This window comes from Paractinoplanes durhamensis (genome assembly GCF_016862175.1).
Taxonomy (GTDB): domain Bacteria; phylum Actinomycetota; class Actinomycetes; order Mycobacteriales; family Micromonosporaceae; genus Actinoplanes; species Actinoplanes durhamensis.
In genome coordinates this window covers 92,469-115,457 of the sequence record NZ_BOML01000056.1, presented here as the reverse complement: position 1 = coordinate 115,457, position 22,989 = coordinate 92,469, and the positions used below count along the sequence as shown (strand labels likewise).

Genomic DNA, 22,989 nt, shown 5'->3' with positions numbered 1-22,989 from the left:
GTTTGAATGACCCGGGCGGGCGCCGCAAGGCGACCCGCCCACGGTCATGTCTACTGCTTGGTCACTTCGCTCTCCCGGGCACGCGCCGGGTCGAGTGACGGACCGGTCGGCAGCAACGAGATCAGCACCGACGGGATCGGCTGCGCCTTGCTGCCGCCATAGCCCAGCTTCGTCATCAGCGTGCGGCTCGCCAGCGGGTAGTTGCGGCCGGTGTCGGTGATGATGCTGATCGTCCCGCTGCCGGCCGGTGCGGTCGGCGATGCGGCCACCTCGGCCAGGACGCCCTTGCCCCGGGCCACGTGCACGAAGTCGGCAAGCACCCGATTGGGTGGGGTGCCGGTCGGGTCGACCGCCTCGGCACCGGTCGGCAGGGTCGGGTCGATCCGCAGGCCGTCGATCGACTTCGCGTCACCCTTCTTCGCCTCCACCGGCAGCGTCATGCAGGCCACCCCCGGGGTGGCGGTGTGCAGCGTCGGCACCGCCGCGGGCAGGCCGTTCTGCTTGTTGGCGTCGCTCAGCTTGGTGCCCGACCGCGCCATGCCGAGGTAGTCGTCACCGATGTCGAGCGGGCTGCCCCGACCGGCCGCCTGCATCAGCTTGGCCTGCATCGGGGTCAGGTCGGCCGCGCCGTCCTTCAGGATGATCGAGACTTCCTTGGTCGGGCCGGTCACCAGCTGGCCGACCCGGAGGTCGCCGACCGGTGAGCCGGAGCCCACATCGGAGATGGCCGGCGGGAGCAGGTCGCCGCCGAGCGGCACCGCGTTGAGCCAGGCGGTCGAGACCGGCCACGGATCCTGCGCGCCCCAGCCGAAGATCCGGACCGTCGCGAGCAGCTTGTCGTTCGGGATCGGGAACCGGCGGTTCTCGTAGATCAGGTCGGTTTCCCACTCGTCCTTGACCAGGAGCGCCTCGCCGGTGCGGGTCGCGATCGAGCCGTCGGTGAGCTTGTCGCCGATCAGCAGCGTGCTGCGCGCGGTGCCCTGCTCGCCCTGGTTGTCGGTGCAGATCGTCCAGCGCTCGGTGATCAGCGCGTCGTCGGACGGCAGCGAGTCGGGGGCGTCCGGGATGCCGAGCGGAGCACCGAGCGCCACTCCGGCCAGTTTGTCGCTCGCGATGCTCTTCAGCTTCGGCGCTTCACCGCTGGCCAGCAGCAGGCCGGACGTGAAATTGAGCACCGGGTGCAGCTTGGCGTCGGACTCGAGGTAGACGTAGCGGGCGCCGGAGCCCTTCTCCTGGAACACCACCGTGGTGTCCTTCGGACTCACGCTGCTGTGTCCGGTGAGGATGCCGTAGATCGCCGAAGCGCCCACCGCGAGGCTGGCGATCAGCAGGCTGATCAGGGCCGTCGTGCCGGCCCGGCGCAGCGGCGACTTGGACGGGTCGGGGTCGTGCGTGACCAGCGCGGCCACCACCCGCTGAAGCGAGTACTGGTACGAATGCAGCTGATCCTGACGCGACGGCACCCCATCACTTTAGGGGCCTGCGTCGATGCGTAGGGGGCGGCCCCTTCAGAGCCAGTCGTTGCGGCGGAACGCGCGGTAGAGCAGAACCGAGACCAGCACGATGAGTGCCCACCACGCGGGGTAGCTGTAGGTCCACCGGAATTCCGGCATGTTGGGGAAATTCATCCCGTAGATGCCGGCCCCCGCGGCCCAGGCGGTGGCGATGCCGGCCCACGCGGCGATCTTGCGCATGTCGTTGTTCTGGTCGACGGTGACCTGCGCGAGCCGGGCCTGCAGGATCGAGTTGAGCAGATCGTCGTACGAGGACACCTGCTCGACCGTACGGGTCAGGTGGTCCTGGACGTCGCGGAAGTACTTGCCGATCCGCTTCGGCACGATCGCGACCACCGTGGCGAGCGGACGCTGCAGCGGCACCACCGCGCGGCGGAACTCCACGAGTTCCCGCTTCATCTGGTAGATCGCCTGGATCGGGCTGGCCGCACCCCGGGAGAAGACGCCCTCCTCGATGATGTCGAGGTCGGCCTCGACCTGGTCGGCCACCGCCACGTAGTGGTCGACCACCCGGTCGGTCACCGCGTACGCCACCGCCCACGGGCCCTGCTCCAGCAGCGCGGCCCGCTCGGTCTCCAGGTCGGTGCGGACCGAACCCAGCTCGGAGGCGTCGCCGTGCCGCACGGTGATCACGAACTGCTCGCCCACGAAGATCATCATCTGGCCGGTCTCGACCACCTGCGAGGTCTCGGTCAGCTCGCGGTGCGGCACATAGCGGGCCGTCCGCATGACCAGGAAGTGCACCGAGCCGAAGTTTTCCAGCTTGGGCCGCTGCTCGGCCTTGACCGCGTCCTCCACGGCCAGTTCGTGCAGGCCGTAGGTGTGCGCGACCGACGTCATCTCGTCCTCGCCGGGCTCGTGCAGGCCCAGCCAGACGAACGCGTCGTCGCGGGCGCAGGCCACCCGCAGCGCCTCGTCCGGGGTGAACTCACCGGGGAGGCGGACGCCGCCCGCGTAGACGCCGCAGTCGACCACCGAGTTGCCGGCCACCGGCTTCCCGGCACCGGCGGCGTGGCCGTCGGTCGTGCCCAGGAAACGGTTCATCGCCCGCACCGGAGCGGCGAAGGCTCGCGACAACGGCTTGCTCCGGCTCCATGCACCGGATTCACGCTCGTCGCTCATGACGACCTCCCCCACTCACCGCACGCTGGGCCCGCAGCAGGCTAGCTCACCGCGCGGCTGGCGCCGGGCGGGATCGGTTTCCCGCCCGGCGCGACCGAAACACTAGGCCCGGACCTCGTCGATCGCCTCGGCGAGACGGCGGACGCCCTCGTCGATCTGGTCGACGGTGACCGCCGAGAAGGCCAGGCGCACCGAGCTCTTGCCGCCTTCGAGCAGGAAGTCCGTGCCCTTGACGATAGCCACGCCCTTCTTCATCGCGGCCGGGAAGAGCTTGTCCACGTCCACGTCCGTGGGCAGGTCGACCCAGAGGAAGTAGCCACCGTCCGGCTCGGTGAAGACCGCGCCCGGGATGTGCTTGCGCAGCGAGTCGGCGAGCACCGAGGCCCGCTCGGCGAGCGCGGTGCTGACCGTCTGCACCGAGCGCTCGATGTCGCCGGACAGGCAGAACTGGTGCACGATCGCCTCGGAGACCATGCCGGGCGAGATGTAGAGGTTGGTGGCCTTCTTCGCGATCGCGTCGATCAGCGCGGCCGGGCCGACCAGGTAGCCGACGCGGACGCCGGGGCACACCGTCTTGGTGAAGCTGGAGGCGTGCACGACCACGTTGTCACTGTCGATGGAGAGCATCGACGGCAGCGCGTCGCCGCGGAACCGGATGTCGACGTACGGGTCGTCCTCGAAGATCGTGAAACCGAACTCGACGGCGAGCGCGACGAGGGTGCGCCGCTTCTCCTCGGACAGCGTGATGCCGGCCGGGTTCTGGTAGTTCGGGATGATGTGCGCGAGCTTCGGGCGGACCCCCGACTCGAGCAGCGCGCGCAGCTCGTCGGTGTCGATGCCGTCCTCGCGCAGCGTGACCTGGTGCACCTTCGCGCCCAGACCCTGCAGGCTGAGCAGGGTGCGGTCGTAGGTCGGCTTCTCCACGATCACCGTGTCGCCGGGCTGCACCAGGTGGTTGAAGAGGAAGGCGTCCGCCTGCAGCGAGCCGTTCGTCACGATGACCTGATCGGCCGAGACCCCGTGCTTGGCCGCGATCCACTTACGAAGCGGGACATAGCCGACGGACGTGCCGTAAGCGGTCATGCCGGCCGGGTCGGTTTCGAAGGCGCGCACCGCGGCGGCCTTCAGGCCCTCGACGTCGATGATGTCCAGCGACGGAGCGCCACGGGCAAAAGAGATCAGCTGCTCAGCGGTCATGGTTCTCAGCTTACGAGCAGCCTCTATAGGATTTTCCTCTGCCTCGTGCGGTCCGGACGATGGGACACCGACCGTTATCCTCGCGGGGTCACACGTGTGCCCCTCGACAGGAGAACCGGAACTCATGATCGGACTTGTACTCGCCGCGGGCGCTGGACGTCGGCTGCGCCCTTACACGGACACGCTGCCCAAGGCGCTCGTCCCGGTGGACGGCGACACCACGATCATGGATATTTCGTTACGCAATCTGGCCGCGGCCGGACTCACGGACGTAACGATCGTCGTCGGATACTGCGCCGGCGCTGTCGAGGAGCGGGTGCCCGCGTTCCAGGAGAAGTACGGCGTCAAGATCAGCCTCGTACACAACGACAAAGCTGAGGAATGGAACAACGCCTACTCTCTCTGGCTCGCCCGTGACCACTTCGCGCAGGGCGCGTTGATGGTCAATGGCGACACCGTGCATCCCGTGAGCGTCGAGCAGACCCTCCTTACGAGTCGTGGTCCGAGCATCCTGCTCGCCATCGACAATCTGAAGAAGCTGGCTGACGAGGAGATGAAGACAGTCTTCCGAGAAGATGGACAGCTCGCCAAAATCACGAAGCTGATGGATCCGGCCGACGCGTTCGGCGAGTACATCGGCGCCAACATCATCGAAGCCTCGGCCGCCGCCGATCTCGCCGACGCGCTCAAGACGACCTTCGAGCGGGACCCGAACCTCTACTACGAGGACGGCTTCCAGGAGTACGCGAACCGCGGCGGCGAGGTGCGTGCGGCCACGATCGGCCAGGTCAGCTGGGTCGAGGTCGACAACCACGAAGACTTGACCAAGGCGCGGGAGATCGCATGCCGCTACTAGCCCGCAGCATCCAGACGCCCCTGCACATCGACGTTCGTCGGGGTGCGGTGGCCGATCTCGGCCGCATCCTCGCCGACGGCCGCATCTCGGCGGGCGGCGACGTGGCGGTCGTGGTCGGACCGGGTCTGGGTGAACGGGTGGTTAACCTGATCCGGCCGACGCTGGGCTCGGCGGACGTCTACACCACCAGCGGCGGCACCCTGGACGCCGCGCTCGAGCTCTCCGGCAAGCTGCGGGCCCGCAGCTACGACGCGGTCGTCGGGATCGGCGGCGGCACCACGGTCGACACCGCGAAATATGCGGCGAACCGCTGGGGCCTGCCGATGATCTCGGTCGCCACCAGCCTCGCCAACGACGGCATCGCCTCCCCGGTGGCGAGCCTGGTCCACGACGGCATCAAGGGCTCGTACGGGGTGCACATCCCGTTCGGCGTGATCGTCGACCTGGACTTCGTGGAGAACGGGTCGGACCGGGTCAACCGCGGCGGCATCGGCGACGTGATCAGCAACATCAGCGCGCTCGCCGACTGGGAGCTGGCCCGCGAGGTGCGCGGCGAGCCGGTCGACGGGCTGGCCTCCTCGCTGGCCCGGATGGGCGCCGAGGCCATGCTGTCCATGCCCGGCGACATGACCGACGACGCGTTCGTCACCGTCCTCGCCGAGTCGTTGATCTCCAGCGGCCTGGCCATGGCGGTCTGCGGCAGCAGCCGGCCGGCCAGTGGCGGCTGCCACGAGATCATGCACGCCATCGACTCGCTCTTCCCCGGCACCGGCTCGCACGGCGAGCTGGCCGGGCTGGGCGCGCTGTTCTGCACCTTCCTGCGCGGCGACGAGCGTCGCTTCGCGCAGATGTCCGCGTGTCTGGGCCGGCATCAGCTGCCGCGCCTGCCGGCCGACGTCGATCTCGACGCCGACCAGTTCGTCGAGGCCGTCGCGTTCGCTCCACGCACCCGCCCCGACCGCTACACGATCCTGGAGCACCTGGCCATGAGCCCGGACGAGATACGTCGAAAGCTGGCCGAATATGTCGAAGCCGTCACAGACCGCTGATTCCATGTCCAAGCCTCCCGAATTTCCCGCGGCGCCCGGTGAGCCGGGCGCGGGCAAGGTTGCGGCCGCACCCACCGCGGCCGACTATTACGCGGTGAATCGCGGGGGCGGACTGTTCAGCGAGGCTGTCAGTCAGCACATCGGAGCCCGGATCGCGGTCGGCGCTAACAAGCGCGGCATCGCCCCGTCGGTGCTCACCGTCATGAATCTCGGCCTGGGCTGCCTGGTCTCGTTCGTGGTCATCGCGGCGGCCGGCCCGGTGGCCGACGGCCGGGTGTGGGCCTGGCCGATCGGCCTGATCGCGCTGGTCGGCTGGCAATTGGCGTACGCGTTCGACTGCTCCGACGGCCAGCTGGCCCGGGTCACCCACCGGACGAGTTCGGCCGGTGGCCGGCTCGACGTGCTCTGCGACGTGGCCGTCCAGATCTCGCTGGTCTCGGCGCTCGCCGCCACCGCCAAGGCGCAGGTGTCCGACACCCCGGCCTGGTTGCTGGCCGCGTTCGCCGGCACCTGGATGGTGAACCTCGTCACGTCGGTGATGCAGGGCGGCGAGCAGGCGGCAAGCATGGTGACCAGCCGTTCGATGCCGATCCGGCTGGTCAAGCTGGTCCGCGACTACGGCGCGGTGATCGCCCTGGCCGGGCTCGTGCTGATCGTGGCGCCACAGTGGACGATCTGGTTCATCGGCCTGTTCACCTGCGTCAACGCGGCTTTCCTGGCGGCCAGTGTGGTCTTCGCGGCCCGGGCCGCTCTGCGCGACTGACCTGATATATCCGACTCGTCCGGCGGGGCGGTATCCCGCCAGGGCGGTGACTATCGTGCTTTCCTGGTGATGATCAACGGGGGAGCAGGAAACGGATGAAGTCTCAACTGCGTTTGCTCGGCGCCGTCCTCCTGGCGGCCGGCCCGCTGGCCGGCGGACAGGCCTGTCCGGATCGCCGACGCCGCGGCGTCGGCACCGACGAGGTCCGGCCGCTGCGGGTCCCGCCCCGATCCAACCGGCCGATCGGCGGCCCGGCCTGCCGTTGACCGCGGGCTACCGGAGCGTGATCTCGCGGTAGATGTCGAGCAGCCGGGCGGTCAGCACATCGGGGTGGAATTCGCTCAGGTAGCGACTCCGGGCACTCTTCGCGAGACCGGCGGCCTCGTCGCGGGCCACCGGCAGGGCGGCGGCCAGCGCCGCCGGCTCCGGCGGGACCAGCCAGCCGGCGGTCTCGCCCGGCACTTCCCCGACGAGGTACGGGATGCCGCCGACCGCCGTGCCGAGAACCGGCCGGCCGTCGGCCATCGCCTCCAGGATCACCGTGGGCAGCGTGTCGTTCCAGGTCGGCACCGCGATCACCACGGCCGCCGAGCGGCGCTCCTCGGTCATCTGCTGCCGGTCGATGATGCCCAGATAGGTCACGTCGGAACGCTCGGCCGCGGCCCGCTCGGCCAGCGGCCGCAGCTCGCCGTCGCCGGCGATCCGCAGCGGGCCCAGCGACCCGTCCGGATGCTGCCGCCAGGCGTCCAGAAGCAGTTCGAGGCCCTTCTCCGGCGAGAGTCGACCGCCGTACAGAAAACCGGTGCCGAGCGGCTGCGGCTCACCCGGATCCGGGTACGCGTTCGGCTTCACCACGATCCGCTCGTCGGCGATGCCGTAATCGCGCAGGTGGGCGGCGATCCGGTCGGTGAGCGCGATGTACGTCTCCACCGACCGCCAGGTCGGCCGGTGCACGGCCAGGGTGGTCGCCATCAGCGCACTCTGCGCGGCCGAGCCGCGGTAACACTTGTGCTTCACGGCCGGCCAGCCGACCAGCTTGCCCCGGCAGTCCTGGCAGTTGTGCCCGTCCCGGAAATACAGCCCCGAGGAGCAGACCTGGCGGTAGTTGTGCACGGTCTGCAGCACCGGCACCCCGTGAGCGTGCGCAGTGCGAATAACCCAGGGCGACAGCAACGGGTACGGGTTGTGCAGGTGCAGCACGTCCGGACGCTCGTCGGCGAGCAGTTTCGCGAGGTCCCGCTGGGCCGGGCCGCCGTAGATCGGGGAGATCGGCAGCAGCGCCTTCTGCACGGCCGGCAGGTCGCCGATCGAGTCGGAACTGCGCTGGAACGGCAGCACTTCGACGCCGGCCGCCCGCAGCTGGGCGATCTCGGTGTCCACGATGACGTTCTCGCCGGAGGGAACAGCCTCGCGATAACGGTTGTGCGCAACCACGACCTTCACGGCTGGGAGCCTACTGGCCGCATCGCTCACCCCTTCTTCGCGGCGGAAACCGCTACCGTGGATGTCGTGCCGGAACTTCCCGAGGTCGAGGCCCTCGCCGCCTATCTGCGCGAGCGGGCCGTCGGCCACACCGTCGAGCGCCTCGAGGTGCCCTCGTTCAGCGCGCTGAAGACCTACGACCCGCCCGCCTCCGCCGTCGCCGGGATGACCGTGCGCGACGCCGGCCGGCACGGCAAATTTCTGGACATCGGGCTCGGCGACGACCTTCATCTGGTCGTCCACCTGGCCCGGGCCGGCTGGCTGCACTACCGCGACGCGTTCAAGTCGCCGGCGCCGCTCAAGCCGGGCAGCGGCCCGATCGCGCTGCGGATGCGGCTCGACGACGGCTCCGGGTTCGACCTGACCGAGGCCGGCACCCAGAAGTCGCTCGCCGCCTACCTGGTGCGCGACCCGGCCGCGGTGCCCGGCGTGGCCCGGCTCGGCCCGGACGCGCTGGCCCTCGCCGAGAGCGAGTTCGCCGAGCGCATCCGGTCGCGCAACGGCCAGATCAAGGGCGTGCTGGTCGACCAGGAGGTGCTGGCCGGCATCGGCAACGCGTACTCCGACGAGATCCTGCACGTCGCCAAGATGTCGCCGTTCGCGCTCACCGGGAAGATCACCGACGAGCAGATGGCCGAGCTCTACCGGGCGATGCGCGAGGTCGAGACGGATGCGGTGGCCCGCTCGGTCGGGCAGAAGGCGGCCACGCTCAAGGGCGAGAAGCGGGCCGGGATGCGGGTGCACGCGCGTACCGGTCTGCCCTGCCCGATCTGCGGGGATACGGTGCGTGAAGTTTCCTTCGCCGACAAGAGTCTGCAGTATTGCGCAACGTGTCAGACCGGCGGCAAACCGCTGGCCGACCGGCGCCTCTCCAAGCTGATTCGATAGCACCCACTCGTTACTCTGCGTACACAAGCAACTCGGCGCGGTACAGGCTGCGCGACGTGCACTCCGTTCTCCCGGTTCCATCGGTATAGTGGCCCGGTCCCAGGCAACCCAGACGGGGTCGACGGGTGACGGCCGCACTGGCCGAGACCCGAAAGCTCGTGGCGGTGCGTAATCTTTTCCGGATGCGGGAGGACGTAGGCGACGTGACGACAAGCCTGCGACGCCCGGTTACCGACAGCAGCCGGAGCAAACCCGTGCCGTACGACAGCTTCGAGTGGCAGCCGGACCAGCCGCCGAGCAACGGCGTGGCCCGGTCGGCCTGGAACCGGACGCACAAGCGCCTGTCCCGCTGGCACCGGCCGTACACGCTGGCCCTGGTTATTCTTGATCTTCTCGCGGTGTTGCTGGCCAGCTATCTCGCCTCCACCCTGCTGGAGAAGTCGAAGTCCGGTTTCGACCAGCGCAGCCTCTGGTTCCTGCACGGCGGCGAGCTGTTCTCGTTCTTCGCCTACCTCGTGCTGCCGCTCGGCTGGCTGATCCTGCTCTGGGCGAACGGCACCTACGACCGCCGCTATCTGGGCCTGGGCAGCGAGGAGTTCAAGCGGATCGTCCGCACGTCGGTCACCGTGGTGGCCTGCGTGTCGCTGCTCGCGTTCGCCACCAAGACCGGCCTGTCCCGCGGCACGGTCGCGATGGTCTCGGTGAGCGCTCTCTTCTTCCTCATCTTCGACCGGGTCGCCGCGCGGCAGGTGCTGCACCTGGCCCGCCGGCGGTACGGCCACGGCGCGCACCGGATGATCCTGGTCGGCACGCTGCCGGAGGCCCTCGAGGTCTACACGGCGGTCACCCGCTCCCCGGCGGCCGGCCTGATCCCGGTCGCCATCCACCTGACCGACGGCTACGCGGCGGCCCGCGGCATCGAGACCCCGGTCCCGGTCTACGCGACCCGTGACCTGCTGTCCCTGGTGCGCGAGGTCGGTGCGGACACGATCGCGGTGTGCGGCTCGGCCAGCGCCGAGCCGGGCGAGCTGCGCCGGCTGGCCTGGCAGCTGGAGGGCACCGGCGTCGACCTGGTGGTCGCGCCGCAGCTCACCGACATCGCCGGCCCGCGCGTGCACATCCGCCCGATCGAGGGTCTGCCGCTGCTGCACGTCGAGGAGCCGACCCTCTCCGGCCCCGGCTGGCTGACCAAAAACCTGCTCGACCGGGTCGCGGCCGGCCTCGGCCTGCTGCTGCTCAGCCCGTTCCTGGCGGTCATCGCGCTCGGCATCCGGCTCTCCGACCCCGGCCCGGTGTTCTTCCGGCAGCCCCGGGTCGGCCACGAGGGCCGCACCTTCCGGGTGTGGAAGTTCCGGACGATGTATGTGGATGCCGAGGAGCGCAAGGCCACGCTCGAGGAGCTCAACGAGTCCGACGGCATGATGTTCAAGATGAAGGAGGATCCGCGGATCTTCTCCTTCGGGCAGAAGCTGCGGGCCACCTCGATGGACGAGCTGCCCCAGCTGATCAACGTGCTGAAGGGCGAGATGTCGCTGGTCGGCCCGCGCCCGCTGCCCGCCGAGGACGGCGACTACCTGGGTGACGTGCGCCGCCGCCTGCTGGTCCGCCCGGGCATGACCGGCCTGTGGCAGGTCTCCGGCCGCTCCGACCTGTCCTGGGACGAGGCGGTCCGGCTCGACCTCTACTACGTCGACAACTGGTCACTCACCTACGACCTGGGCATCCTCTGGCGCACGATCTGGGTCGTCCTGAAGCGCAAGGGCGCCTACTGACCCGGGGTGGATCCGAACGATCTGCTGATGTCCCTCGACGGGATCACGTTGATCGCCGCCGAGGAACACCAGCGTGAACTTGCCTCTCGCCTGCTCGATCTGCTGACCGACGGCCTACGCCGCTAGATCAGCTGTAGTTGCAGGTGCTCTTGTAGGACGAGATGGTGGTGTCGGTCGGGTTCGGGCACAGGAACTGGTCGTAGCGGGTGTCGTCGTCGATGAACCGCTTGAACCAGGAGATGCTGTACTTCGCGATCGTCGTGTTCGCCGACGTCGGGGCGCTGTGCCCGGCGCCCTTCAGCTCCATGTAGGCCTTGTCGATGGAGGTCGACAGGCTGTTGTAGAACGCCAGGCCGTGCGACGCCGGCGGCGCGGTGGTGTCGCTCTGGCCGGTGACGATCAGGGTCGGCGTCTTGACCGTCGTCCAGGTCTTGGTGCTGTGGTAAGGCGCCATCGGCACGCTGGCCTTGATCGACGTCCGGGTCTTGGTGGCCGACAGGGCGCCACCGCCACCCATCGAGTAACCCATCACGCCGAGCCGGGTCGCGTCGACGCGGCTCTTCACCGTGCTGGTGTTGGTCAGGTAGTCGAGCGCCGCGAGCAGCTGCGTGCCACGGGAGTCGGGCGAGTCGTAGACGCTGTTCGTGTCGATGATGAACACGACGAAGCCCTGCGACGCGACGCGCGGGCCGAGCCAGGCCACGGCCGACTGCACGTTGGTGAAGCCGGGCACGAGGGCGATGGCGCCGAACGTGCCGGACGTGGTGCTGGTCGGGTAGTAGATGGTGCCGCCGCCGAAGCCGGAGACGCTCGACTTGGCGACCGTGACCTTGGCGGTGGCGAAGTAGCCGGTGGTGGCTTCGATGCTCGCCTTGGTCGGGGCCGGGCCACGCTCGTACGGATTCGCGGCCAGAGCGGGTGCGGTGGGAGCCGCCACGAACGCAAGGATCATGGCGAACACGGCGATCAGGGCATTACGGACGGTGCCCCTATTTCGCCGGGTCGGTGTGGACATCTAGCTCTCCCCAGGGTGTGGGTACTGCTGCGAGGAGATCCATCGAGGCTTCTGACCTCGCTGAATCGAGATGTCTCGATGCTGTTAAAAATTGTTACCACCTGGTAATCCCAATTGGCTCCCTGCCAACAAGTTATGGCCGTGTTTCGTGGCCATAACATCTCCAGCGTGGCCGGACAGCTGGGGAGCGCTCTCGCGGTGGTCGCGGTGATCGCCGCTCTGGCCGCCGCGGTGGTCGCCGTCGTCCGGCTGCGGGCCCGGCGCGGCATCGCCACCGCCATGCAGCGGGCCACCTACGACGTGCTGCACACCGCCGCCCTCGCCGCCGAGCCGTTGCGCGGCGGCCTGACCGCGGCCAGCGCCGGCAAAGCGGCCCGGCACCTGCGGGCCCTGGTCGGCGCGGTCGGCCTGACCATCGACGACGGCGAGCGCAGCCTGGCCTTCGACGGGCGCGGCAGTCACCACGGCGAGCAGTTCACGGCCGCCGCCAAGCGCGCCCTGAGCACCCACCGCTCGGTCGTGCTCGCCGCCGCCGACCTGCCCTGTGACCGGGTCGACTGCGTGGTCCGCGGGGCCGTGGTGGCGCCGCTGGCCGGCCCGGACGGCCGGGCCACCGCCGCCCTGGTCGCGGTGGCCGACGACCATCCGGTCCCCGGCCTGGTGCAGGCCACCCTGGAGGCGGCGCGCTGGGCCGCGTCGCAGATCGCGCTGGCCGAGCTCGACTCGTCCCGGGAGCGGCTGGCCCGGGCCGAGGTGCGGGCGCTGCGGGCGCAGATCAGCCCGCACTTCATCTACAACGCGCTCACCGCGATCGCCTCGTTCGTGCGCACCGACCCGGAGCGCGCCCGCGAGCTGATCCTGGAGTTCGCCGAGTTCACCCGCTACTCGTTCCGGGCGCACGGCGACTTCACCACGCTCGCCGAGGAGCTCCGCTCGATCGACCGCTATCTCACCATCGAGCGGGCCCGCTTCGGCGACCGCCTGCAGGTCCGGTTGCAGATCGCGCCCGAGGTACTGCCGGTCAGCCTGCCCTTTCTCTGCCTGCAGCCGCTGGTGGAGAACGCGGTCCGGCACGGCCTGTCCCGAAAGCCGGGCGTCGGTATGGTGAGCATCGAAGCTCGGGACGCGGGCGCCGAGTGCCACATCACGGTCGAGGACGACGGCGTCGGGATGGATCCGGCGGTGTTCGCGTCCGGCAGTGCGGAGTCCGACGACGGGCAGCACGTCGGACTCACCAATGTGGACGAACGCCTGCGCTCGGTCTTCGGCGATCGCTTCGGTCTGGTGGTGGAGACCGCGCCCGGCGCGGGGACGAAGGTGAGCATGCGAGTGCCGAAATTCCATCCGGGGGTCAGAGCATGACCGCCTGCACCGAGCGGCACCCAGCCGCACCGAACGACGGCGTCGAAGGCGAGGGCCAGAAGGGCATGCCAAAGGTAGGCACAGCATGACCGCCTGCACCGAGCGGCACCCAGCCGCACCGAACGACGGCGTCGAAGGCGAGGTAGGCACAGCGTGACGCTGGTCGTTCTCGCGGTCGATGACGAGCCGCCGGCCCTTGACGAGCTCGCCTATCTGCTCAACGCCGACGGGCGGGTGGCGTACGTGCACCGGGCCGGCGATGCCACCGAGGCGCTGCGGGTGCTGCGCGACACCGAGGTGGACGCGGTCTTCCTGGACATCCGGATGCCCGGCCTGGACGGCATGGAGCTGGCCCGCATCCTGCGCCGGTTCGCCCGCCCGCCGGCGATCGTCTTCGTGACGGCGTACGACGACGGCGCGGTGGACGCCTTCGACCTCGGGGTGACCGACTACGTCCGCAAGCCGGTGCGCGCCGAGCGGCTGGGCGAGTCGCTGCGCCGGGTGGCCGGCTCGCGCCTCACCCCGGCCCCGGCGCCGGCCGGCCCGACGGACGAGCCGGCCATCCCGGTCGAGCTGGCCGGCACCACCCGGATGCTGCCCCGATCGTCGGTGCGCTGGGTGGAGGCCCAGGGCGACTACGCCCGGCTGCACACCTCGGACGCCTCCCACCTGGTGCGGGTCTCGCTGGCGACGCTGGCCGACCGCTGGGCGGACGCCGGTTTCGTCCGCATCCACCGCTCCTACCTGGTGCAGATCCGGCTCATCTCCGAGCTGCGCCTGACCGGCTCCGGCTATGTGGTGGCGGTCGACGGCATCGAGTTGCCGGTGAGCCGCCGGCACACCCGAGAGCTGAAGGACAAGCTGATCAGGGCCGCAAAACACGACTGGACCAGGTAATCCACCGCCAATCCACACAGTTGTCCACAGCCCCACCGGGTTTTCCACAGAGTTATCCACAGGCACGGCATCTCCACAGGTTGTTCACAAACTCACCGCCGTGCCTGCACGGGTGATCAATAAGCTCCTCGTCGCAAGCCCGGCCGGTCGGGGACGGGGGCTGACCGGCCCGGCTTGCGCATACTCGGTTAGATCGCAAGCAGGCTGGAGGTGGCATCGGTGGAGAAGAAGGTGCTCGTCGTCGAGGACGAGCGGACCATCGCCGACGCCGTCGCGGCCCGGCTGCGGGCCGAGGGCTTCGCGGTCGAGGTCGCCGGGGACGGGCCGAGCGCGGTGACCGCCGCGCGCCGCAACCCGCCCGACGCGATCGTGCTCGACATCATGCTGCCCGGCTTCGACGGCCTCGAGGTGTGCCGCCGCATCCAGGCCGAACGACCGGTGCCGATCCTCATGCTCACCGCCCGCGACGACGAGACCGACCTGCTGGTGGGGCTCGCGGTCGGGGCCGACGACTACATGGTCAAGCCGTTCTCGATGCGCGAGCTGGCCGCCCGGGTGCACGCGCTGCTGCGCCGGGCCGCCAAGGGCGCCGCGGTCCCGGCCGGGCCGCCGACCCTGCGCTTCGGCGACCTGGAGATCAACCAGGCCGAGCGGCGGGTGCTGCGGGCCGGGGTCGAGGCGCATCTGACGCCGACCGAGTTCGACCTGCTCGTGCACCTGGCGACGCACCCGCGCACGGTGCTGCCCCGGGAGCGGCTGCTGGCCGACGTGTGGGGCTGGGCCGACGCATCCGGCACCCGCACCGTCGACAGCCACATCAAGGGGCTGCGTCGCAAGCTGGGCTCCGACCTGATCCGTACCGTCCATGGGGTCGGTTATGCCCTTGAGGTCGAACGGTGAGGAGCCTCCCGCGGCCGCTCGACCCGGTCCGATCCATCAAGATCAAGATCGGGATGAACCTGATCGGCGCCGGTGCGGCCGGCATGACCTGGTTCTGGCTGTGGCTCGGCTGGTTCCCGTTCTGGACGTCGGTCACCGCGATCATCGTCGCGCTGACCACGCTGCAGTTCCTCGCGCACGGCATGACGTCGCCGCTGCGGGAGATGACCGCCGCGGCGCGGCGGATGGCGCAGGGCGACTACACCCGGCGGGTCCGGGCCACCTCCCGCGACGAGGTGGGTCAGCTGGCCGAGGCGTTCAACCAGATGGCCGCCGACCTGGCGGCCGCCGATCGGCAGCGGCGAGATCTGATCGCGAATGTCTCGCATGAATTGCGTACGCCGATCACCGCGCTCCACGGCCTCCTCGAGAACATCGTCGACGGGGTCGCCGAGGCCGAACCGGCGATGATGCAGACCGCCCTGGCCCAGACCGAACGACTCGGCCGCCTGGTCGCCGAGCTGCTCGATCTCTCCCGGGTGGAGGCGGGCGTGATCCCCCTCGACCGCGCCCCGATCAACGTGCCCGACTTCCTCGACGACGTGGTCGCGGAGGCCCGGGTGAACGCGGCCGGCGCCGGCCGCGACGTCCGTTTCAAGATCGCCGCCCCGCACGTGGTCGTGCCCGGCGACCGCGAGCGGCTGCACCAGGTCTTCGCCAACCTGCTCGACAACGCGGTCCGGCACAGCCCGCCCGGCGGCACCGTGCTGGTCCGGGCCGAACGCCGCGACGACCACCTGCTGGTCGCGGTGGCCGACGAGGGCGAAGGCATCCCGCCGGCCGAACGCGACCGGGTCTTCGAGCGCTTCACCCGCGGCGAGCGGCCGGCCGGCGGCGGGACCGGCTTGGGCCTCGCCATCGCTCGCTGGGTGGTCCAGATGCACCAGGGCACCATCGCCGTGGTCGACCCGGAACCTGATCTCCGCGGCTGCCACATCCACGTGACACTCCCGCTGCAAGCCGCCTGACCCAACCCTCTTTCGCCAGGCCCGGGCTCCCCGGGCCATCCGATGCTGCCCACCGGAGGTTCCGCCATGCCCGAAAACCCCCAGCCGCCCGAAAAGTCCCAGCCGCCCGAGGGCCCCCGACCGCCCGGCAACTCCCAGCCGCCGGTAGGTCCGCGTCCGCCCGGAAACTCCCAGCCGCCGGTGGGCCCGCGACCGCCCGAGAAGCACCCGGCCGACCCGACCTGGTTCAACGCACCTCAGCCGCCCCCGCCGGGCAGCACCCCACCCGGCCGTCCTGCCCCGGGTAGTCCGGCGCGGGCCGGGACGGTCATGGCCGCGCCGCCCGCCGGCCGGCACTCCGGCCAGTTGCTCGCGCCGCACGGCCCCTGGCCGTCGATCTCGCCGTGGGCGCGGCAGTGGCCGGGCGCCGCGCGGCCGGCCACCACCGCCACCGTTGCCGCGGTGCTGCTCGGGGCCGTAGTGGCCGCGGCGAGCCTGCCGCTCGACCGGGCCGGCATCGGCTGGCTGGTCGCGATCGTCGCCGGGATCGTGGCGCTGGGCGTGAGCGCGATCGTCCCGGACCGGCCGAGCGGCGCGCCCGCAGCCCTGGTCACCCGCCCGACGTCGAAGCGGCGGTTGGACCGCTACGCCTGGGCGGCCGCGACCGTGGCCCTGATCGCCGTCGGCACCTTCCGCTCGGCCGGCTGGCTGTTCGCGTTGTGCCTGGTCACCGCCGTCCTGACCGGCGCGCTCGCGCTGGCCGGCGGCGAGTCGTTGCGCAGCATCGCGGCCGGCGCCACCATGCCGCCGCTGGCCGCGTTCCGCTCGGTGCGCTGGCTCGGCCAGGGCGCGGCCCGGCTGCGCGGTAAGGCCGAGGAGGCCGCGAACGTCCGGGTCGCCGCCACCGTCGCGGTCTCGATCGCGCTGCTCACCGTGTTCGGCGCGCTGTTCGCCTCGGCTGACGCCGCGTTCGCCGGGGCGCTGTCCCACCTGTCCCCGGACGTGAGCGCCCCGACCGTGGTCCGCTGGGTGTTCGTCTTCGTGATCGCCGGTCTCGCCCTCGGCGGTGCCGCGTTCCTGCGCGCCGCGCCGCCCGACCTGCGCACGCTGGACGGCACCGAGGGCCGCAAGGTCGCCCGGTTCGAGTGGGCGGTGCCGCTCGGCCTGCTGGTCCTGCTCTTCGCCGGGTTCGTCACGGTGCAGCTCACCGTCCTGTTCGGCGGCAACCGGCACGTGCTGGAGACCGACGGGTTGACCTACGCGCAGTACGCCCGCGGCGGCTTCTGGCAGCTCTGTGTGGTCACCGGCCTCACCCTGGTGGTGCTGGCCGGCGCGGCCCGCTGGGCGCCGCGGGAGAAGCCGGCCGACCGCCTGCTGCTGCGGATCGTGCTCGGCACGCTGTCCGTGCTCACCCTGGTCATCGTCGGTTCCTCGCTGCACCGGATGAACCTGTACGCGGACACGTACGGCCTCACCCGGCTGCGGCTGCTGGTCGCCCTCTGCGAGGCCTGGTTCGGCCTGGTCCTGCTGCTGGTGCTGGTGGCCGGCCTGCGCATCCGGGCGCCCTGGCTGCCGCGGGTCGCGATCGCCGCCGGGGTGCTGGCCCTGCTCGGCCTGGCCGCCGCCAACCCCGACCGGGTCATCGCCGAACACAACATCCGGCAGGACCGCACGGTCGACCTCGTCTACCTGGGTCAGCTGTCCCCCGACGCGGTCCCGGGCCTGGCCGATCTCGACCCGGCCCGCCGGGAATGCGTGCTCGGCCAGCTCCGGAACACGATGGACCGGAACCCGGACGACTGGCGCGGCTGGAACCTCGGCCGCGCCCAGGCCCGCAAGATCATTGCCCGCGATCTATCCGGCCTGCCCTACACCTGCCCTTGACATCGCCGCCCGGATCGCGAGACTCCGGGGATGGACGGGGATCAGGGGCAACGGCGTACCCGCGTGGTGCTGGGTGAGGTCGCCGCCCGGCGCCGCCCCACCGACCGCTCCCACGCCGACCTCGCGGAGCAGACCCCGGTGGGTGAGGCGCTGGTGAAAGGCCTGGTCCGCGCCCAGCTCGCGCTCGCCCTGCGCCTGGCGCTGGTGGTGGTGACCGGGCTGGGCGCGCTGCCGCTGCTGTTCGCGGCCGCGCCCGGCCTCGGCACGGTCAAGGTGCTCGGGGTCAACCTGCCGTGGCTGCTGCTCGGGGTGCTGTCGTTCCCGTTCCTGGTCGGCGTGGGCTGGGCCTACGTGCGCTGGGCGGAACGCAACGAGCAGGACTTCATGGCACTGATCCGAAAGCCGGACCAGTGAATCCGTACCTGATCCCGGGTCTGATCGTGGTGATCCTGGTGACCGTCGGCATCGGCGTCTACGGCCTGCGGTTCGCCCGCACCACCTCGGATTTCCTCGTCGCGTCCCGCTCGGTGAGCCCGTCCTGGAACGCGGCCGCGATCAGCGGCGAATATCTCTCCGCGGCGTCGTTCCTCGGGGTGGCCGGGCTGATCCTGCGCTACGGGGTCGACGTGCTCTGGTACCCGGTCGGTTTCGCGGCCGGCTATCTCGCGTTGCTGCTGTTCGTGGCGGCGCCGCTGCGCCGGTCGGGGGCCTTCACCCTGCCCGACTTCTGCGAGGTGCGGCTGCGGTCGAGGTTGCTGCGGCGGCTGGCCACCGTGTTCGTGGTGTTCATCGGCTGTCTCTACCTGGTTCCGCAGTTGCAGGGGGCCGGGCTGACCTTCACGACCGTGACCGGCGGTTCCTACGTTTGGGGCGCGCTGCTGGTCGGGGTGGTGGTGACCGCGAACGTGGCGCTGGGCGGCATGCGGGCGATCACCTTCGTGCAGGCATTTCAGTACTGGTTGAAGCTCACCGCCCTCGCCGTACCGGTAATTTTCCTGATTTTGCAGTGGCAGTCGGATGGCCGGCCGCCGATCACCCCGCCGGCCGGAGCCACCTTTCCGGTCGCGACCTCGGTGGTCGTCTCCGAGGATGCGGTGATCGACGGGCAGGCCGTCCACAAGGGAGACGAGCTGCACTTCGACGCGGGCGCGGCGGTGCCGGCGGTCAGCACGGTCGACGCGACGTTCGGGCCGGACTGGCTGCTGCCCGGCGGCGGCGACAACACGCTCTTCGCCACCTATTCGCTGATATTGGCGACATTTCTTGGAACCATGGGGTTACCGCACGTCCTGGTCCGCTTCTATACCAATCCCGACGGCGCCTCGGCCCGGCGGACAACGCTCGTCGTGCTGGCGCTCGTCGGGCTGTTCTACCTGCTCCCGACGCTGTACGGGGTGCTCGGGCGGGTCTACACACCGCAGTTGCTGATGACCGGGCGCACGGATGCGGTGGTGCTGACCCTGCCGGAGGCGGCGCTCGGCGGCGGACATCTCGGGCGGCTGCTCGGCGCCCTGGTCACCGCGGGCGCGCTGGCCGCGTTTCTCTCCACCTCGTCCGGGCTGCTCACCAGCGTGGCCGGGGTGGTCTTCACGGACGTGCTGCGCGCCGGGCGGACCGGATCGGTGCGCGATTTCCGGGTGGCGACGCTGCTGGCGGCGATCGTACCCGTCGTTTTGTCGCTCTATGTCTCTAATATGGATGTCTCGCGGGTGGTCGGATTGGCGTTCGCGGTCGCGGCCTCCAGCTTCTGCCCGCTCCTGGTCCTGGGCATCTGGTGGCGCGGCCTGACCGATCTCGGCGCGGCCGCCGGCATCGTGGTCGGCGGCGGCGCGGCGGTGGCGGCCGTGCTGATCACCGTGCTCGGGCCGCCGCTGAGCGGATGGCCCGCCCAGCTGATCGGCCAGCCGGCCGCCTGGACCGTCCCGCTCGCCTTCCTCGTGATGATCATCGGCTCGCTCGTGACCAGCCGCCGCGTCCCGGCCGACGTGGGCGCGACCATGCTCCGGCTGCACGCTCCGGAGTCGCTCCGCATTTAAGGATGTTTAAGGTAAGGCCCCCATCCCTCGCTCGGGGCAGCCGCGTAGTTCAGGGCAGCCACCGAGCAAAGGAGCAGGTCGATGAAGCGGTACCGGCGGAATTCTCGGATCGGACGCACCCGGAAGCTGATCATCGGCGGGGTCGCCATCGCGATCGCCGGCGGAGCGTTCGCGATCAGCACCGGGGTGAGCAGCGCGGGCGAGAACTGCGTCGGCCTCGACCAGGCGCTCCGGCAGAACCTTCAGTTCATCGCCGCCCAGCGGTCGGCGCCGGATGCGCTCTCCGACGCCCGGATCGCCAACCGGCAGGCCGTCGTCGACCTGATCAACCAGCGCCGGGCGGTCGCGGGCTGCACCGCGAACGTGGCAGTTCCCGGGGCCGCGGCGACCACCGCTCCCGCCACCAAGCCGCCGGCCACTCGGGCTCCCGCCACCAAGCCGCCCGTCACCACCGCTCCCGCCGCTCCGCCCGCGGCCGGGACGGGCACCGGCGAGGTCGTCTGCAAGGGCTCCACGGTCACGCTCTCCGGCGAGGGCGGCGCGCCGTTCGCCTCCAGCGGCACCTTCCCGCTCGGCACGGTTCTCAAGGTGACGAACCTCGACAACAACAAGAGCATCACCGTCAAGGTCGAGACGACATCCGGCAGCTGCGTACTGCTCAACAACGCGGCCTTCGATCAGGTCCGCGAGCCCGGCAAGTTCCTCATCCGGCGAGCCGTGATCGAACGGGTGAAGTAATCGGATAAGCCCGGATCATCCCTGCCCAATGGGGGTGGTCCGGGCTGGCTGCCTACCGATACCTTCGGGGCATGACGGTGCCGAGGCAACGCACGGATGAGCAGGTCGCGGCCATGTCGCTGCACGGCTTGGTCAAGCATTTCGATACCAAGCTCGCCGTCGCCGGCGTCAGCCTCGAAGTCCCCGCCGGGTCCTTCTACGGCCTCCTCGGCCCCAACGGGGCCGGCAAGACCACGACGTTGTCCATGGCCGTCGGCCTCCTGCGCCCGGATCAGGGTCACGCTTTCCTTCTTGGGTACGACGTCTGGGCCGACCCCGCGACCGCGAAAGCCCGGCTCGGGGTGTTGCCCGACGGCGTACGCCTCTTCGACCGCCTCACCGGTCCGGAACTCCTCGCCTACCACGGTCTGCTGCGCGGCATGGACGCCGCCACCGTCAACCAGCGCGCCCGTGAGCTGCTCGAAGTCCTCGAGCTCGGGTCGGGAAACCGCACCCTGGTGGTGGACTACTCGGCCGGCATGAAGAAGAAGATCGGCCTGGCCTGCGCCCTCCTGCACGCCCCGCGACTGCTGGTCCTCGACGAACCGTTCGAGGCCGTCGACCCGGTCTCGGCCGCGCTGATCCGCGACATCCTGCAGCGCTTCGTGGCCGGCGGCGGCACCGTCGTCTTCTCCAGCCACGTGATGGAGGTCGTCGAACGCCTCTGCGACCACGTCGCGATCATGTCGTCCGGCGTCCTGCGCATGCACGGCACGCTCGCCCAGGTGAAGGGCGACCGCTCGCTCGAAGAGGTCTTCGTCCAGGTGGTCGGCGGCCGGGTGGCCACCGGTTCCGAGCTGGCGTGGCTGTGACCACGAAGGCCGTCGGCGTCTGGCCGTTCGTCCGCCTGAAGCTGCGCCTGACCGCGAACGGCCTGCGCGGCCGCCCGACCAGGATCGTCCTGTTCGTGCTGGGCGTCCTGCTGGCCGGCTTCTTCGCGATCGTCGGCTACGCCTCGTTCGCCGTCCCCGGCGTGATCGACGACCCGCACGTGGCCGGCATGCTGCTCCCGCTCGGCGGCACCGCCGTGATCCTGGGCTGGCTGTTCTTTCCGCTGATCTTCTTCGGCGTCGACGAGTCCCTGGACCCGGCCCGCTTCGCCCTGCTGCCGCTGCCCCGCCGCACCCTGATCACCGGCTTGTTCGCCGCCGCTCTGACCGGCCTCCCGGCCTTGGCCACGCTGGCGGCCACGGCCGGCATGGTCGACTCCGCGGCCCGCCTGGGCGGCCCGGTCGCGGCCACGGCCCAGGCCGCCGGGGTGCTGCTGGGCCTGTTCCTGTGCGTGGCCGTGAGCCGCGCGGTGACCAGCGCTTTCGCCACGGCGTTGCGGTCCCGCCGCTCCCGCGACCTGGCCGCCATCACGCTGGCCCTGCTGGCCGCCGCGATCGGCCCCCTGCAGTTGGCCGCGCTGGCCGGCGCCCAGCGCGCCGACTGGGACACGGTCGGTTCGGTGGCTCGGGTGGTCGCATGGACACCGGTAGGCGCCCCGTACTCCATCGGCCTGGACGTCGCCGAGGGCCGCACCTGGCAGATCCCGCTGAAGCTGCTGATCGCCCTGGCCACCATCGTCGCCCTGCTGTGGTGGTGGAGCACCACGGTGGAGTCGGCCATGGTGGGTGCCACCGCAGGCCCGCGTCGCAAGACCACCGCCGACACCACCCGCCCCCCGGTCGACCTGCTGCTGTTCCGCCGGGCCCCACGCACCCGCTTCGGCGCCCTGGTGTCCCGCGAGATCCGCTATTGGTGGCGCGAGACAAGACGCCGGGCAAGCCTGGTCACTTTTTCCATGGCCGCGCTGTTCCTGCCGGTGTCCCTGACCTTGGGCGCCGGCTCACCGGGAAGCATGACCATCTTCGTCGGAGCCCTGGCCTCCCTGGCGCTGGCCAACCAGTTCGGCTTCGACGGCACGGCCTACGCCACCAACATCACCACCGGAGTCCCCGGCCGAGTAGAGATCAACTCAAGGGCGACCGCACACGCGATCTTCACGATCCCGCTCCTGATAGCGGTGGCCGCCGTGATCGGCGCCCTGTCCGCCAACCCCGCTCGGATCCCCAGCACGTTCGGCCTGCTGATCGCGGCCTACGGGGTAGGCCTGGGCTTGGTCCTCCCGCTCTCGGTCCGAGCGGCGTACGCCCTACCCGAGTCGACAAACCCGTTCGCGATGTCCTCAGGCGGCGGCCCGGCAAAGGGCTTGCTGGCCATGGGCGTCTTGATAGCCGCCGTGATCATCAGCCTGCCGCTACAGCTGATAGCCCTGTTCATCGGCCCGATCTGGCTGTGGATAGGCCTGCCGGTAGGCATCGCCTACGGCGCAGCCGGCTACTTGATCGGCTCCGGAGTAGCCGCCGACCAGCTCGACAAACGAATGCCCGAACTCTTGGCCACCATCACCCCCAACCGCTCGTAACCCGCGGTCGGCAGATCATTCGATCGAAACGACGGCGCCCGGCTCACCGAAGCATTGCTGGTTTCCGCGCGCTGAGCAC

At 70.4% G+C, this 22,989-nt stretch carries 21 protein-coding genes; 16 read left to right on the top strand and 5 right to left on the bottom strand.

All coding sequences use genetic code 11. The features are described 5' to 3' along the window. Positions 1-50: 50 nt before the first annotated feature. The 3 genes from eccB to Adu01nite_RS33740 all read right to left on the bottom strand — a co-directional run bounded on the left by eccB (position 51) and on the right by Adu01nite_RS33740 (position 3,833). Entirely contained in the window at positions 51-1,463 is a 1,413-nt protein-coding gene (gene eccB / locus Adu01nite_RS33750; RefSeq protein WP_203733173.1) for a type VII secretion protein EccB, read from the bottom strand. Between the two features lie 45 nt (positions 1,464-1,508). Continuing rightward, a complete protein-coding gene (locus Adu01nite_RS33745; protein ID WP_203733161.1) occupies positions 1,509-2,636 on the bottom strand; it encodes a magnesium and cobalt transport protein CorA in 1,128 nt (375 codons plus the stop codon). A 102-nt stretch (positions 2,637-2,738) separates the two neighbouring features. Then, positions 2,739-3,833 carry an aminotransferase-like domain-containing protein gene (locus tag Adu01nite_RS33740; RefSeq protein WP_203733159.1) on the bottom strand — a complete coding sequence of 365 codons (1,095 nt, stop codon included), beginning with the start codon at positions 3,831-3,833 and terminating at the stop codon, positions 2,739-2,741. Between the two features lie 124 nt (positions 3,834-3,957). On the opposite strand from Adu01nite_RS33740, the gene Adu01nite_RS33735 reads away from it, so the two are divergent. The 4 genes from Adu01nite_RS33735 (at position 3,958) to Adu01nite_RS33720 (ending at position 6,767) form a co-directional block, all read left to right on the top strand. After that, positions 3,958-4,689, top strand: coding sequence for a phosphocholine cytidylyltransferase family protein (locus tag Adu01nite_RS33735; RefSeq protein ID WP_203733337.1), 732 nt, complete (start codon positions 3,958-3,960; stop codon positions 4,687-4,689). Then, positions 4,677-5,738, top strand: coding sequence for an iron-containing alcohol dehydrogenase family protein (locus tag Adu01nite_RS33730; protein WP_203733157.1), 1,062 nt, complete (start codon positions 4,677-4,679; stop codon positions 5,736-5,738). Before Adu01nite_RS33735 ends, Adu01nite_RS33730 begins: the two co-directional genes overlap by 13 nt. Positions 5,739-5,742: 4 nt before the next feature. Then, positions 5,743-6,501 (top strand): CDP-alcohol phosphatidyltransferase family protein, encoded by a 759-nt coding sequence (locus tag Adu01nite_RS33725; protein WP_239132889.1) that lies wholly within the window; start codon positions 5,743-5,745, stop codon positions 6,499-6,501. 95 nt (positions 6,502-6,596) lie between these two features. Next, positions 6,597-6,767 carry a hypothetical protein gene (locus Adu01nite_RS33720; protein ID WP_203733148.1) on the top strand — a complete coding sequence of 57 codons (171 nt, stop codon included), beginning with the start codon at positions 6,597-6,599 and terminating at the stop codon, positions 6,765-6,767. A 7-nt stretch (positions 6,768-6,774) separates the two neighbouring features. Here the strand turns inward: Adu01nite_RS33720 and Adu01nite_RS33715 are convergent, their stop codons facing one another. After that, a complete protein-coding gene (locus tag Adu01nite_RS33715) occupies positions 6,775-7,944 on the bottom strand; it encodes a glycosyltransferase family 4 protein (protein WP_203733146.1) in 1,170 nt (389 codons plus the stop codon). Between the two features lie 66 nt (positions 7,945-8,010). Here Adu01nite_RS33715 and Adu01nite_RS33710 point away from each other — a divergent pair, with 66 nt between their 5' ends. Together Adu01nite_RS33710 and Adu01nite_RS33705 are read left to right on the top strand one after the other, a co-directional pair. Continuing rightward, entirely contained in the window at positions 8,011-8,871 is an 861-nt protein-coding gene (locus Adu01nite_RS33710; RefSeq protein WP_203733144.1) for an Fpg/Nei family DNA glycosylase, read from the top strand. Positions 8,872-9,053: 182 nt separating this feature from the next. Then, positions 9,054-10,643: a sugar transferase gene (locus tag Adu01nite_RS33705; protein ID WP_203733137.1), complete on the top strand. Its 1,590-nt coding sequence runs from the start codon at positions 9,054-9,056 to the stop codon at positions 10,641-10,643. Positions 10,644-10,770: 127 nt separating this feature from the next. Here Adu01nite_RS33705 and Adu01nite_RS33695 read toward each other — a convergent pair whose 3' ends face one another. After that, on the bottom strand, positions 10,771-11,658 hold the full coding sequence (locus tag Adu01nite_RS33695; protein WP_203733135.1) for an alpha/beta hydrolase family protein: 888 nt from the start codon (positions 11,656-11,658) through the stop codon (positions 10,771-10,773). A 168-nt stretch (positions 11,659-11,826) separates the two neighbouring features. Here Adu01nite_RS33695 and Adu01nite_RS33690 point away from each other — a divergent pair, with 168 nt between their 5' ends. The 10 genes from Adu01nite_RS33690 (at position 11,827) to Adu01nite_RS33645 (ending at position 22,910) form a co-directional block, all read left to right on the top strand. Then, a complete protein-coding gene (locus Adu01nite_RS33690; protein ID WP_203733133.1) occupies positions 11,827-13,020 on the top strand; it encodes a sensor histidine kinase in 1,194 nt (397 codons plus the stop codon). A gap of 153 nt (positions 13,021-13,173) precedes the next feature. Continuing rightward, a complete protein-coding gene (locus Adu01nite_RS33685; RefSeq protein ID WP_203733131.1) occupies positions 13,174-13,917 on the top strand; it encodes a LytR/AlgR family response regulator transcription factor in 744 nt (247 codons plus the stop codon). Positions 13,918-14,136: 219 nt separating this feature from the next. Beyond that, the gene (locus Adu01nite_RS33680) at positions 14,137-14,817 is read left to right on the top strand and encodes a response regulator transcription factor (RefSeq protein ID WP_239132888.1); all 681 of its coding nucleotides are present in this window, start codon (positions 14,137-14,139) and stop codon (positions 14,815-14,817) included. Beyond that, the gene (locus Adu01nite_RS33675) at positions 14,814-15,824 is read left to right on the top strand and encodes a HAMP domain-containing sensor histidine kinase (protein WP_438871109.1); all 1,011 of its coding nucleotides are present in this window, start codon (positions 14,814-14,816) and stop codon (positions 15,822-15,824) included. The genes Adu01nite_RS33680 and Adu01nite_RS33675 overlap by 4 nt, the downstream gene beginning before the upstream one ends. A gap of 309 nt (positions 15,825-16,133) precedes the next feature. Next, the gene (locus Adu01nite_RS33670; RefSeq protein ID WP_203733129.1) at positions 16,134-17,687 is read left to right on the top strand and encodes a DUF4153 domain-containing protein; all 1,554 of its coding nucleotides are present in this window, start codon (positions 16,134-16,136) and stop codon (positions 17,685-17,687) included. A 30-nt stretch (positions 17,688-17,717) separates the two neighbouring features. After that, positions 17,718-18,101, top strand: a complete 384-nt coding sequence (locus tag Adu01nite_RS33665; RefSeq protein WP_203733127.1) for a DUF485 domain-containing protein — start codon at positions 17,718-17,720, stop codon at positions 18,099-18,101. Further along, a complete protein-coding gene (locus tag Adu01nite_RS33660; RefSeq protein ID WP_203733125.1) occupies positions 18,098-19,723 on the top strand; it encodes a sodium/solute symporter in 1,626 nt (541 codons plus the stop codon). The genes Adu01nite_RS33665 and Adu01nite_RS33660 overlap by 4 nt, the downstream gene beginning before the upstream one ends. A gap of 81 nt (positions 19,724-19,804) precedes the next feature. After that, on the top strand, positions 19,805-20,461 hold the full coding sequence (locus Adu01nite_RS33655; protein ID WP_203733123.1) for an SCO2207 family protein: 657 nt from the start codon (positions 19,805-19,807) through the stop codon (positions 20,459-20,461). A 71-nt stretch (positions 20,462-20,532) separates the two neighbouring features. Then, positions 20,533-21,312, top strand: coding sequence for an ABC transporter ATP-binding protein (locus Adu01nite_RS33650; RefSeq protein ID WP_203733121.1), 780 nt, complete (start codon positions 20,533-20,535; stop codon positions 21,310-21,312). Continuing rightward, positions 21,309-22,910: an ABC transporter permease gene (locus Adu01nite_RS33645; RefSeq protein WP_239132887.1), complete on the top strand. Its 1,602-nt coding sequence runs from the start codon at positions 21,309-21,311 to the stop codon at positions 22,908-22,910. The genes Adu01nite_RS33650 and Adu01nite_RS33645 overlap by 4 nt, the downstream gene beginning before the upstream one ends. Positions 22,911-22,989 lie beyond the last annotated feature (79 nt).